The following is a 12,993-nucleotide window of genomic DNA, read 5'->3' as shown; positions in this document are numbered from 1 at the left end:
AAGTAAATTTAGTGGCCAAAAAGCCACTAAATTTTTAGAATCTATAAGCAAACTGAAGTTTTGCGCTACTTTGATCTTTTTTGCCAAAAGATTGTGCTATGCCAAAATTTATGAGTGTTGCATAAGTTGGCGTATATCTTAGACCGACCTCAACCTCTGAGCTTGTGCCTTTTTGAGTTAGGCTGATCTCCTCGTCTTCTTGGATCACTGCTATTTTTGACTTGGTGTTAAATTTATACTCAGCACTAATTTTTCCATAAGGATTAAATTTACCAGCATCATAGGCTATCTTTGAGTAAATTTTAGCTCTGCTTGATGTAACGCTGCTAAATTTTAATGTGCTTTGTCCGATATCTGCCTCATCGCTACCAACATAAGAGAGTGCGTAGTTTAGCCCACTATCAAGTATAAAGCTATCAAATTTTATCTTTTTGCCGATGCCAAAGCTAGCATTGTAATATGGCATTGAGATTTTATAATCCACATCTTTTGCATCAACCTTAGTTTGGCTCCTACCAGCTTTTGCCATGAGATCGATATAAAAATCACGTGGCAAATTTAGTCTTGAAAAAATGCCAAGTCCATAGTTTCTAACTCTGCCATCTATTTTGGCATCTTCATCGCTGTTATCAAATTTAGCGTATGAGTTCTCAATAAAAGCTCCATAAATGTTCTCTTTTGCACTAAATGCTACGCCAGCTGATAAACCAATACCCTTTAGGTCAATCCCACTCTCATCATAGTCTGCCTTAAATCCATTTACATTTGCAAAACTGATCACGTTTTTTTCATCGCTTTCGTATGCTGGCTGATATGCGTCGCTTTTATAACCAAAGTCATCAGCAAATGCATATTTAGCAAGATGAGATGTGCCAAATAAATTTGCAACTTCTAGTGCATTTAGATCAAGCTCAATAGCTCCCATTGAGTCGCTCATAAAGTCATTCATTTTAAAAGTCACATCTATTGGCATAGCAAAAGCCCCAAGCATAGACTCGCCATTTTTATTTTTACTTTTTGATACGAGAGTAGCTTTTACGATTGCATCATCAGCTTTATCTATACTAAACTCATAATCACTCATAACACCAGAAATTTTAGTACTTTTTTTGATATTTCCGTTAGCTAAAATTTTGCTATTTTTGCTCTCTTTTTTTATCAAATTTATACTTTCGCCGACTTTTAAAGATGTAATCTTATCTTGCAATGCTAGATTTACTTCGCTTCCTCTTAGATCAGTATCCTCGTCTGAGCTAAGCGTCAAAAGGTTTAAATTTGCTCCAGCATCTTTTGATATGAGAAAATTGTAAGTTTGAAAATTTCTAACATTTTTTGCGCTTGCTTGTGAGTAGACATTTAGCTTATTTTCTTTTATATTCTCACTACTTTCTGCCTTACCGCCAATTAGCTCGCCACCTATTCTCGCACCATTTTTTAAATTTATCACATTGTTTGTAGCTAGGCCTATATAGCTCTCATTATATCCGCCATAAACATCGCCTTTTATGGTTGAGTTTTCGATAGTTAGCGTATTGTAATTGGTCTCTGGAGTGCTTGGGCCAAATCCAGATCCACTAGCTCCACCATAAACATCACCTTTTACATTTGAGTCTTGGATATATGTTTTATTGTAGCTTGCAGTACCAACTAGTGACTTGCCACCATAAACATAGTCCACCTCACTACGAGTTATCTTTACCTCATTTAAATTTGCAGTACCATTTACTGATGAACCGCCATGAACATCGCCATTTATGGTTGAGTTATCTACAAAAACTAAATTTGAATTAGCATTCGCGCCTTTAATGCCAAATACTCCTCCTTCGTGGATCTTGCCTCCATAAACATTAGAATTTATCAAGGATCTATTTTTTGCATCACTAGTTATGCTCACTTTGTTAAAATTTGCATCACCTCTATCTGTTAAACCACCATAAACACCTGATTGTCTACTCTTTTCGATAGTAGAACCAATTATATTAACTTCGTTGTGCGTTGCATTTGCTCTAGCTCCAGTTGTACTTTTGCCGCCAACTACCTCTCTTGAGAGCGAGTTATTTGTTATAACAACTTTATTAAAACTAACTTCACCATTTTGTGACTCACCGCCATAAACAAAGATAGCATTTGCATTATCTACATGTACTTCGTTATAACTAGCACCTTTATTGCTATAGGTCGCCCAACCGCCATGTACTAATCTTACATTACTTTTTACATCTTTGCTGGATTTTATGATTACTTTATTGTTATTGGCTAGACCATGACGAGTACTTCCACCAGCTACTTTGTCTATAGTTGAAGCCATTATAGACAAGGTATTATAATTTGCTTCGCCCTTATACGAGTGTCCGCCGTACACATCAAGATCATGCCCATTTTGAACGTTTTCTGCAAATAAACTGTTGTTTGAAACGATGCCACTATATGAGCCGGCTGCAAAGACTCCATATTTCTTTCTTTGCGCATTAACATCTTTTAAATTTAATCTATAACCACTAATCGCACCATTATTATTGATATTTGCATCACTTATAGCACCGGCTATATTTCCATTTAAATTACTTTCGCCAGCATTGATATTTTTACCATCACTAACATAAAGATTAAATCTTGTATCTATATCATCTTTAAATTTAGACTGCACGACATCCCAATCAGATGAAGCTTGAGCGACCAAAATACAGGACGCTGCGATCAAACTAGCTTTTATAAGACCTTTATGCAAATCACCTCTAAACTTAAACTCACTAAAAATATCTAAGATAGCCATTTTCTATCCTTTCTAGTAGTAAAATATAAAAATATAATAATAAATGTCATTTAAATATTAGCTGAAATCTTTAATTATTTAAAGTATATTTTCCCTAGATATAGGGATTTATTTATTTAAAATTTACATTGAAGTTTTATTTATTAAAATAATTTATATATTTAAAATATATTTAATTATATTTATTGCTATTTTTATTAAAGTATATAAATATAGTAAAATTTATCCATTTTACTTATTTTGTTTCTAAAAAATTTTATTAGAAATTTTAGCCTTAAGATCGATTTTTCAAAAACGAATTTTTACTAATTTTCATCTATAATCACTCCATGAAAAACAAAGCACAAAAATTTTATGCCGTCATTGATCTAAAGTCATTTTACGCCTCAGTTGAGTGTGTGGAGCGAGGGCTTGATCCGTTTAAAGCCGATCTGGTCGTGGCTGACGATAGCCGTGGCAACGGAAGTGTTTGCCTAGCCGTTAGTCCAGCCCTTAGAGCTAAAGGTGTTAAAAATAGATGCAGGCTTTTTGAAATACCAAAGGCTATAAAATTTATCATTGCACCTCCTAGAATGCAGTTTTACATCGACTATGCGGCTAAAATTTATGAGATATATCTAAAATATGTCTCAAAAGATGATATCTATGTCTATTCTATCGATGAGGCCTTTATCGATCTTACTTCTTATGTTAAATTCTATAATACCGATGCAAAATCCATAGCCAAAAAGATAATGGATGAAATTTTAAATACTACTGGCGTGACGGCCACCTGTGGCATGGGCACAAATTTATACCTCGCAAAAATCGCCCTTGATATCCTAGCTAAACACAGTGATGATGGGATTGCATTTTTAGACGAGCAGCTTTATAAAGAACGTCTTTGGACGCATCAACCGCTAGATGACTTTTGGCGTATCGGTAAGCAAACTAGACTAAAGCTAGAAAAACATGGAATTTTTTGTATGAAAGATATAGCAAATGCTCCGCGAAGCTTGCTTGAGAAATTTTTTGGAGTTGATGCCTATATAACGATAGATCACGCAAATGGCATAGAGCCAACGACAATAGCTGACATAAAAGCATACAAACCAAGCACAAAATCCTACTTTAGCTCTGAAATTTTACCAAGAGACTACGAGCGTTGTGAGGCGGTAGTCGTACTAAAAGAGATGGCTGATAGGCTAGCGCTTAGGATGATAAACAAAGAAGTAATGGCAAGTGGAATAACGATAAATATAAAATTTGCCGACAAACTCGAACCACTACAACGTGCAAGTATTAGGTTTAAGACACCAACAAATATCTCAAGTGTGCTGATGAGTTTGGCCGAAGAGCTACTTTTAAACAAGATAAAAAATGTTGGGCTGATTAGGCAAATTAGCATCAGTGCAAACGACGTAGTAAAAGAGAGTCTAGCTCACTCTAGTCTTTTTGAGGATGATACTAAAGAAAAGGCAGTTTTAAAATCCCTAAATCTCATAAAAGAAAAATTTGGTAAAAACTCGGTTTTAAGAGCGATCGATCTACTGCCAGAAGCCACTGGGCAAGATAGAAATAAAAAGATCGGAGGGCACAAAAGTGGCGAGTAAAGATAGAGCAAAAATTTTTAGCTCGTTTAATCCTCTCTCAACCTTAGAGCGAGCCTTGCGACAAAAAGAGCGAGAGAAATGCGAAAAACTAGAGCTTGATGAAAGCAAAGTCGATGAAATTTTAAAAAAGATAAGCGAGCTAAAGCCAGCTGATGAAGTATATGTGAGCTATCATGACGGCTACACCTATACAAGTGCTAGCGGACTAATCTCTGACGTAAATTTCAAAAATAAAACTCTTATGGTTGTAAAAACTAGGATCAAATTTGAAGATATAAATGATGTGGAGATAGTTAAAATGAGAGTTGAATCTATCTTTTAAACTAGCAAAACTGGGCAAGATCACTCTTACCCAGTTAAAGAATATTAAAATTTAACCTCAAACGAAGCTGTGAAATTTCTGCCATCGCCTAGGTACATATCTGTTGTGCCAGTTCCTGCACCGTCACTTTCACCTGGTCTTACACTGATGAAATATTTTTTATCAAAGATATTATTTACATTAAATCTAAACGTAGTCTCCTTACCTAGCCATGTTTTACTAGTATATCTTACACCAAGATCGGTTGTGAAATATCCATCTACGCTTTTTGTGTTAGCATCATCAACATAACGTTTGCCTGTATAGTGAAGGTTTGTCATAAAATTTAGCTTATTTGTATTTGGCACAGCAAAATCAACTACTAAATTTGACTGAAATTTTGGTACACCAACTACATATTTATCTCTTGCGGCTTCTAAATAGGTATTTCTTAGTTTTGCATCAAGCAGCATAAAGCCACCATAAACACTCACATAGTTGCCTAGCTTTCCGCCAGCTGTCGCCTCAAGTCCGCGGTTAACTTGTTTGCCGTGCTTTTCAAAGACACCGTTGCTAACTTTATAATAAAGTGGCCTTTCGATCTGAAAAAGTGCAGTAGATAGATCAACGCTACCTAGTGTCGTCTTTGCACCTAGCTCATATTGCTCTGTTTTGATCGGTTTTACATAAACAAGTGTCCTACCTGCATCGTAGTTGGCAGGGACTAGTCCGTCGATTTGGATGCTATTTGAGTAGGTAAAGTAGATACTTGTGTTATCAACTGGTCTATATGTAAGACCTGCTAAGTATGTAAGCTCTTTATCTGTGTTATTTCCGACTTGGATTCTTGGGTCGGTGTTGTTTGGCTTATTAGCGTAGCTTTTTTGATTTACCCAGGTGTAAGTTAACGCGCCTAGGAAGCTAAACTGATCGCTTAGTTTGATATCATCAGCCAACGTGGCGTTATAGGTTTTAAAGTAGATCGCTTTTTTTAAGCCACCTGATTTTGTGAAGTTGTTAGGTTTATTATATCTTTGGAAATTTCCCCATTGCTGCGTTCCAAGATTTGCATTTCCAGCGCCTGGATCATTAGTCTTTGACTCATATATGTAGCCGTATGTTGAAAGTCCAAGATTGTGCTCGATGCTACCTGTTTGGATATTACCCATAGCTTTAGCAAACCAGCTTTGCAAGATAAATCTCGGAGCTTTTGCACCTTTATTTTGTACAGATGATGAAATTTGTCCGTTATTGCCACTTAGAGCGTTTGATTGCTCCATTGTGTAGCGGTCTGATACGTGATAGTTATATCCAGTCTCGCTGTACCAGTTATCGTTGATGTTGTATTTAAATTTAACACTAGCATTATAGCTTTCTAGATCCATGCCTGACCAAGTTTGTCCTAAATACTTAGTCTTATTTGAGATCGCTCCTGGGATATCAAATTTAGCCACGCCATTTGTTTGAGGGGAACATCAAGCGTCCGCCATATCCATATCTGATGTAGTTGTAGTAGGTAAAATTTGTCTCAATAGTAAGTCTATCGATAGGATAAAAGTCAAATGAGAAATTTGCAAGTTTGCTTCGTTTAGTGCTATCTTTTACAAATCCCTGACCATCATTAAAGTAAAAAATTCCTCTATATCCAACCTTTTCAAAACGATCTGATGTATCTAGCATCAAGCCAAAATTTGACTTCTCGCTCCAGTCAGCGCGTACGATAGTTTGTCTTGGCACTGGGGATTTGCGAGTATAGTTAAAGATACCGCTTGGATGCTGTGAGCCGTAAAGTGAGCCAGAAATGCCATTTTGAACTTCAAGCTTTTCAAAGATCATCATCGGCACAGCAGTCGTTGCAGTAACCATAAAGCCATCCCAGTAATTGTTACCAATAACGCCACCATACATTCCTCTTGTGCCTGGGCGAGTGACAGAGCCTGAGCCCATGTAGCTCACCGTAGCACTTGGTACAGTTCTCCAAACACCTTCAAGACCAGTCGCGCCTAAATTTTGTGCTAGCTCATTTGTAACCGTGTTGATTTGTAGTGGAATGTCTTTGACCTTTTTATCGATAAGTGGTCCAAAAAGCGCATCCTTTTGCAAAAAATGCTCCGCTATACCTGAGTCTGAAATGCCCTCGCCAGCTGAGTTTGTAACCTCAACTGTCTCAAGTGTCGTTTGATCAACCGCACTTGCTATAGTGCTTAATGACAAAATCGCACACGTTATAAATGAGATTCTCATTAACTTTTTCCTTTGATAAAAATTTAAATTTGCGGAGATGTTACAACTTGATTCCTTAATACTTCGTTTATTTTTTATTATTAATTTAAAAAATATATTTAAATTATTTTATTTTTATACTTTAATGTATAATAAGCAGTTATTTAATAATAAAGGTTAAAAATGAAGAAAATTTTAATGTTTTTAGTGCTATTTTTTGCTCAAATATGCACATTTGCTCAAGAGTCAATTGTCTTAAAAGACTTGTTAGGAAACGATATAAAACTAAACGGCGAAGCAAAGTCTATCGCTGCTCTTTGGCATGCGAATAATCAAATCATCTTGATGCTTGGCGGCATGGATAAAGTGGTGCTTACGACCGATCCTATCAAGAAAAACGTTTGGTTTAACCTTGTCTATCCGAATTTAAAAAACATCCCATCTGCGTTTAACAACAACGACATACAAATCGAAGAGGTGATCAAACTAAATCCAGATATCACCATAGTTTCAAACAAAAACTATCTCGAGCAGCTTAAAAAGCAAGGCATAAAGGCTGCGTATCTGTCATTTACAAACTACGATGAGATGCGTGATAGCATCTTGCTGACTGCAAATTTAGTCGGTGGTGACGCATTAAAGAGAGCAAAAATTTTTGATGAATATATAAACGAAAAAATATCTTTTGTAAAGTCAAAAACAGACAAATTAAGAAAACGTCCAAAAGTTTTACACGTCGCAAATGGCTCAAATTTCTTAAAAGTAGATGGAGCTAATACCATAATAGACGAATGGATAAAGATAGCTGGTGGTGAAAATGTGATTAAAAAGAGTGGAAATATGATAGAGATCACTAGCGAAGAGATCTTAGCAGATGATCCAGATATCGTCATTATAGGCGACAAAAATGGACAAAAATCAGTTGAGGAATTTTATAAAGATCAGAGATTTTCAGGGCTAAAGGCTGTAAAAAATAAACAAGTATATGCTAATCCAAATGGAATTTTTAGCTGGGATAGATATGGTGCTGAGGGGGCACTGCAAATTTTATGGGCAGCTAAAACTATACATCCAGAAATTTTTGGAGATATAAATTTGCTTGATGAGGCGAAAAAATTTTATAAGAAATTTTTTGATTTTGATTTAAGTGATGAGCAGTTTGAGCTTATAATAAAAGGGCTTGATCCAAAGTGATAAATTTGATTTAGCCCCCCAAGCGAGGGCTAAATTTATATAAATTCTACAAAGATTGTAAAATTTTTGGTTTAGAAAACGCAGTTATTGGTTTGATCTCGCCTTTATATTTTTCAAGATCCGCTAGTATCGTATGTCCGCAGTTACTTTGAGCGATGCTAGACGTGCCTTTGTCGCGTGTTAAGACATTGATGCAACCATGCTTACAAAGGCTCTTTTCACCTAGCACTTCAGGATCATACCATGCGCCCTCGCAGATGGCGATGACGTGCTCTGGGATAATGTCAGTGACAAGTGCTCCTACTAAAATTTCACCCCTATCGTTAAAGACTCTCACTACATCACCAGTTGCGATGCCTTTTTTCTTAGCGTCGTTTGTATTTATTAACATAGGCTCTCTTGCGCTCACTTCAGCGTAGTTTCTGATTATTGAGTTATTTAGCTGAGAGTGGAGGCGATATCTTGAGTGTGGGGTTGTGATGCTAAATGGATATTTCTTAGCTTTTTCACTACCAAGCCACTCAAACGGCTCGATCCAAGCAAAGTGTGGAGCAAAGTCTTTGTAGCCAAATTTAGCAATAGTTGGAGAGTAGATCTCTATCTTGCCTGATGGCGTGCCAAGGCGATTTTTGTGTGGATTTTCTCTAAATGCACTAAGTCTTGTGTAGTATTTTGTATCTTCATTGTCTTTGTCAAATTTTACATAGCCCTCTTTCCAAAACTCATCAAAGTTTGGCATTTTAAGATCTAGTGCCTTAGCTTGTTCCACCGCATCTGCGTAAAATTCTTTTGCCCAGCCAAGCTCATCTTTACCCTCAGTAAAGACCTCTTCTCTACCCCAGCGTTTGCAAATTTGTGAGCATATCCAGTAGTCGCTTCTGCTTTCTCCCATTGGCTCAACTACTGGTTTGTATGCCACTATGTATTCGCTTGATGGGACGCTTTGGTTGATGTCATTTCTCTCTACCTCAAGCGCCACTGGTAAGACGATATCGCTTAGTTTAGCTGTGCTTGTCCAAAATGGCTCAGCAGTTATTACAGTATCAAATTTACGCCATGCTTTAACGGCGTTATTTACGTCCTGGTGTCTTGTAAACATCGAACCAGAAGCCATGTAAGCCACTCTCATGTGTGGAAGTTTGATCTTAGAGCCATCATAGTCTATCTCTTTGCCAGGATTTTGCAAAGCTTCGATTGATCTTGAAGATGGGATGGTTACGTTTTTAAATTTCTTCCATGGAGCACCATCTACGTTTTCATATTTCTCGCTTATCCTAGTGCTGATACCTTTTAGAGCAGGTGCTATCTTATCAGTGCTGCCGTTTCCGTAGTAGAGGTTAAACTCAAATCCAAGACCCTCTTTACCGATATGGCCAAGCATCGCACTAAGAGTTACGATACCCCAAAAGCCCATCTCGCCGTGATCTTGTCTTTGAAGAGATCTACCAGCGATAATAGTGCTTGGCTCTTTTGCAAGCACTGTTGCAAATTTTGCAATCTCTTCAGCTTTTACACCACAAATTTTACTAGCCCAGTTTACGTCTTTTACCACTTTGTCGGTTGTGCCAAGCAGATAGTCTTTAAATTTATTAAAACCAACTGTGTATTTTTTGATAAATTCCTCGTCATAAAGCTTGTTTTCATAAAGATAGTGGCACATACCAAGCATCATTGCTACGTCGGTATTTGGACGAACGATGATAGTTTCAGAGCCAAGGTATCTTGTGGTGTCGTTTTTAAAGACGCAAACGCTATAAGTTTTAATGCCAGCATCTTTTATCTTTTTAATGCCAAGATAACCATCATGTGTTGGTGGTTGCCATGAAATTTGACCAGTTACAAGCGGGTCAGTACCCCAAAATACAACGTTTTTAGCATTTTTAGCGATGGCCTCCCACTTTGTCGGAGCGTCATAAACGGCGCTGTTGCCTAAAACGTGAGGCATGATGACAAGACCAGCACCTGTTGAGTAGTCACCGCTCTCTTCAACATATCCGCCAAGCACTTTTAGCATCCTGTGACCAACAGTTCTGCCCCAGCTGATCTTACCACTGCCGCCCCACCAGTAGCACTCGCCGTAGATGCTCTCGGGGCCATATTTGTCAAAATTTTCTTTTAGGGCTTTTGCTGCTAGGTCAAGTGCTGTGTCCCAGCTAACACGCACAAATTCTTCTTTGCCACGAAGCTCACTTTTTGCCGCGCCTTTTGCCTTTAAGTAGCTTTTTCTTACGTACGGATAGAGTACGCGACTTTCATTTTGGATGAGGTCTGGCAAACTATTATTCATTGTATTTGGAAATTTATCGCCCTCAAATGGATCGACAGAGACGATTTGGTTTGAGTTGGTATTTGCCCAAAATAGACCAAATCTATTTGCTCCAAAAGTTTTGTTTTGGTCAAAAATGGTTTTTGTCACGCCCTCTATCTTGTTTGCCTGCGCCGCAGTGGCTGCAAGTGCAGAAAATTTTATGAAATCTCGTCTTTTCATATTTTCTCCCTTATGAAAATTTATTTTACTTTTTTGGCATTGTGTTGTAGGTATTTGAGCACTAAATTTAGGTTAGTTTCATCTAGTGCTACAAATTTTGCATCGACCATTCCAGCTAAATTTGCTGGCCACTGAGCCGCTGTAAAGCTATTTGGTTCATGAAGTCTATGACATGCGGAACAAGTCTCTTCGTAAATTTGTTGTGCTTTTACGTAAAGTTTTTTTGTATCGCCACCAAGCGCGTCATTTGGCACTTCGTAAACGCCCTCTGCTTGGTACCAGATCTCGCCATACTCATCTTCAAGATCTTTTAATTTTTTGAAATTTGACTCATTCTCATTGTCAAAAGCTACAAAAATTTCTGGATCTTCTATGCTCCTTTGAAGCTGGGCTAAGTAATTTGCCGAAACTACGCCACTAACCTTGATCTTGCTCGTTTTATCGCCTTTTTCTAAGACTTCAACTGGCGTTAAAACCTCGATCTTACCGATCATTTTGCCATCTAGCGTTATATTGGCATCTTTTGCGATGACATCGGCACTAAAAGCAAGACTACATGCTAACGCAGGGGCTAAAAATAGCATTTTCATGTTGCAATCCTTAAAAATAAAATTTAAAAAAATCTTATAACCTAATGGCTTAAAATTACATTGTTATATTTAGCTTTATTTAAGAAAACTAATATTTGCTTTTGTTAAAAATAAGGTTTAGTAGAAAATTTATCAATGAGTTTTGTTGATTGTTTTGATAGCTAAAAATATAAGCAAACACAAGCTCTGTAAAAATTTTACTTTTGAATCTAGTGAAGTAAAAATTTAACTTTACTTCGCTAACTACTATAAAAAAGTATGGCAAAGTTTTTATAAACTTAAAAACATAAATTAGTAAACCTCTTACAGTATTTATAAATATGCTAAAAGTTACTACTCTAAATTACTAGCTATGTTAAGACTTTATAGAGTTTTATCGTTTTAAAATTTTTGTTAAAACGCCTTATTGTTAACTTAGCAGCTTTGCTTATCGCCTAGCTCGCAAGCCTTTTTTCGCATTTGCTTTGCCTTTTTCGCGTCTTTTTTTACTTGCTCGTATCTGTTTTCGTTGAAATTTCCCTCATACAGCCACGCCGCTCGCGCGCAGCCGCCTACGTAGCCTAGCTTACACGAGCGCTCGTAATACTCCATCATCTCGCCTATATCGCCTCCCGTTCGCTATATCATCCAGCCTACGTTGTAGCATCCCGGAGCGTATTTTTTGTTGCATAGGGTATTGTTTATCGCAAACGACTGCACCTCGTCGCCCAGCTCTTCTTGCATGAAATTGGCTAGCGCCAAGCAACCCGGCAAATACTCGTAAAGGACGCAGCTAGCCTTGTAATACGCGCTAATCTTGGTCTCGCGCTCGCTCTTATCCGCGGCCTTTACTAGGTTATTTTTATAAAGTTCGCCAAGATAAAAGCAGCCCTCGCCGTCTCCTTTGGCGCAGGCTAGACTAAATAGCCCCTCTGCCGCGCCGTAGTCTTGCTTTAAGCTTGCCGCCATACCCGCTTGCACGCACTCTTTGGTAGCGTTTAGGTCGGGGTTTTGCATTTTTTGAGCTTTTCTAGCGTATCTGCAGCCAGCAATGGCGAAAGGCCGGGCTCGCTAGAAAATAAATTTAGCGCCGCAAGTAGCGCAAATAATAAGATTTTCATTTTTATCCTTTAAATTTACCTAACCCCTCGCTTTGGCGATGCAAGCAGCGACGGCATCCATCAAAGCGCCGCGAAATCCGCCTTTTTCAAGCGCAGCAAGTCCCTCGATCGTGGTTCCCGCCGGCGAGCAGACCTCGTCTTTTAGCGCGGCCGGGTGCTTGCCGCTTTGGATCAGACGCACCGTCCCCTCTATCGCCGCACAGACGGCATCGTAGCAAAGCCGCCTAGGCAGTCCGCCCCGCACGCCGGCATCGGCCGCAGCCTCGATAAAGGCGCACGCATATGCGGGCAGACTTCCCGCGATACCCGTAAATGCGGCAAACCCGGCCTCGTCTATCTCGTAAATTTTGCCTATTTTAGCGATTATCTCGCGCACGGTCTCTTTCTTGGGCTCGCTAAATCCAGCGTCAAAGCAAAGAGCCGTGGCCGACGCGCCGATGCAAGCCGCGACGTTCGGCATCGCGCGAGCGATATAAACGCCCTCGCCAGCAATTTGCCTAGCGCGATTTATGTCAAAACCCGGTGCCAAAAGAAGCAAAATTTTGCCCGCAAGCTCGGGCGCGATCAGACGCAAGATAGCCTCGTAGCTAGCGGGCTTAGTAGCCAGCACGACCACGTCCGCTTCGCGCGCTAGATCCGTTTCGCTCGCGGCTATTTTTACGCCGAATCTCTGTCGTAAGGCTTCGTTTTTGCTTCTGGCGCAGGCTAGGATTTCAAATTTCGCCTCTTTTT

11 protein-coding genes and 1 pseudogene are annotated in these 12,993 nt (G+C 38.7%); 3 read left to right on the top strand and 9 right to left on the bottom strand.

Annotation, left to right across the window (positions count from 1 at the left end; genetic code table 11):
* Window positions 1-34: 34 nt before the first annotated feature.
* On the bottom strand, window positions 35-2,773 hold the full coding sequence (locus CYO92_RS00810; protein WP_103589242.1) for an autotransporter outer membrane beta-barrel domain-containing protein: 2,739 nt from the start codon (window positions 2,771-2,773) through the stop codon (window positions 35-37).
* 329 nt (window positions 2,774-3,102) lie between these two features.
* Between CYO92_RS00810 and CYO92_RS00805 the strand changes: the two genes are divergently transcribed.
* Together CYO92_RS00805 and CYO92_RS00800 are read left to right on the top strand one after the other, a co-directional pair.
* Window positions 3,103-4,365: a DNA repair protein gene (locus CYO92_RS00805; protein WP_103589241.1), complete on the top strand. Its 1,263-nt coding sequence runs from the start codon at window positions 3,103-3,105 to the stop codon at window positions 4,363-4,365.
* A complete protein-coding gene (locus tag CYO92_RS00800; protein ID WP_258030565.1) occupies window positions 4,355-4,687 on the top strand; it encodes a YolD-like family protein in 333 nt (110 codons plus the stop codon). Before CYO92_RS00805 ends, CYO92_RS00800 begins: the two co-directional genes overlap by 11 nt.
* Window positions 4,688-4,731: 44 nt before the next feature.
* Here CYO92_RS00800 and CYO92_RS09420 read toward each other — a convergent pair whose 3' ends face one another.
* Window positions 4,732-6,120, bottom strand: a complete 1,389-nt coding sequence (locus CYO92_RS09420) for a TonB-dependent receptor (protein ID WP_258030566.1) — start codon at window positions 6,118-6,120, stop codon at window positions 4,732-4,734.
* Window positions 6,113-6,910: a TonB-dependent receptor plug domain-containing protein gene (locus CYO92_RS09415; protein WP_258030567.1), complete on the bottom strand. Its 798-nt coding sequence runs from the start codon at window positions 6,908-6,910 to the stop codon at window positions 6,113-6,115. Before CYO92_RS09415 ends, CYO92_RS09420 begins: the two co-directional genes overlap by 8 nt.
* Window positions 6,911-7,072: 162 nt before the next feature.
* On the opposite strand from CYO92_RS09415, the gene CYO92_RS00790 reads away from it, so the two are divergent.
* Window positions 7,073-8,083: an ABC transporter substrate-binding protein gene (locus CYO92_RS00790; RefSeq protein WP_103589240.1), complete on the top strand. Its 1,011-nt coding sequence runs from the start codon at window positions 7,073-7,075 to the stop codon at window positions 8,081-8,083.
* Window positions 8,084-8,129: 46 nt separating this feature from the next.
* Here CYO92_RS00790 and CYO92_RS00785 read toward each other — a convergent pair whose 3' ends face one another.
* From CYO92_RS00785 to proC, 6 genes and pseudogenes are all read right to left on the bottom strand, one after another.
* Complete coding sequence (locus CYO92_RS00785; protein WP_103589239.1) at window positions 8,130-10,571, bottom strand: molybdopterin-dependent oxidoreductase; 2,442 nt, start codon at window positions 10,569-10,571, stop codon at window positions 8,130-8,132.
* Window positions 10,572-10,591: 20 nt separating this feature from the next.
* On the bottom strand, window positions 10,592-11,161 hold the full coding sequence (locus CYO92_RS00780; RefSeq protein WP_103589238.1) for a hypothetical protein: 570 nt from the start codon (window positions 11,159-11,161) through the stop codon (window positions 10,592-10,594).
* 414 nt (window positions 11,162-11,575) lie between these two features.
* Entirely contained in the window at window positions 11,576-11,752 is a 177-nt protein-coding gene (locus CYO92_RS09260; RefSeq protein WP_159070456.1) for a hypothetical protein, read from the bottom strand.
* A gap of 27 nt (window positions 11,753-11,779) precedes the next feature.
* A complete protein-coding gene (locus tag CYO92_RS00775) occupies window positions 11,780-12,157 on the bottom strand; it encodes a hypothetical protein (protein ID WP_103589237.1) in 378 nt (125 codons plus the stop codon).
* Window positions 12,139-12,261 (bottom strand): hypothetical protein, encoded by a 123-nt coding sequence (locus CYO92_RS09410; protein ID WP_258030568.1) that lies wholly within the window; start codon window positions 12,259-12,261, stop codon window positions 12,139-12,141. The genes CYO92_RS00775 and CYO92_RS09410 overlap by 19 nt, the downstream gene beginning before the upstream one ends.
* A gap of 19 nt (window positions 12,262-12,280) precedes the next feature.
* A pseudogene (gene proC, locus CYO92_RS00770) lies at window positions 12,281-12,985 on the bottom strand (pyrroline-5-carboxylate reductase); the annotation flags it as partial.
* Window positions 12,986-12,993 lie beyond the last annotated feature (8 nt).

This window comes from Campylobacter concisus (assembly GCF_002913715.1).
GTDB classification, from domain to species: domain Bacteria; phylum Campylobacterota; class Campylobacteria; order Campylobacterales; family Campylobacteraceae; genus Campylobacter_A; species Campylobacter_A concisus_AG.
Note: the sequence above shows the minus strand (reverse complement) of the source record. Positions and strands in the feature narration are given on the sequence as shown.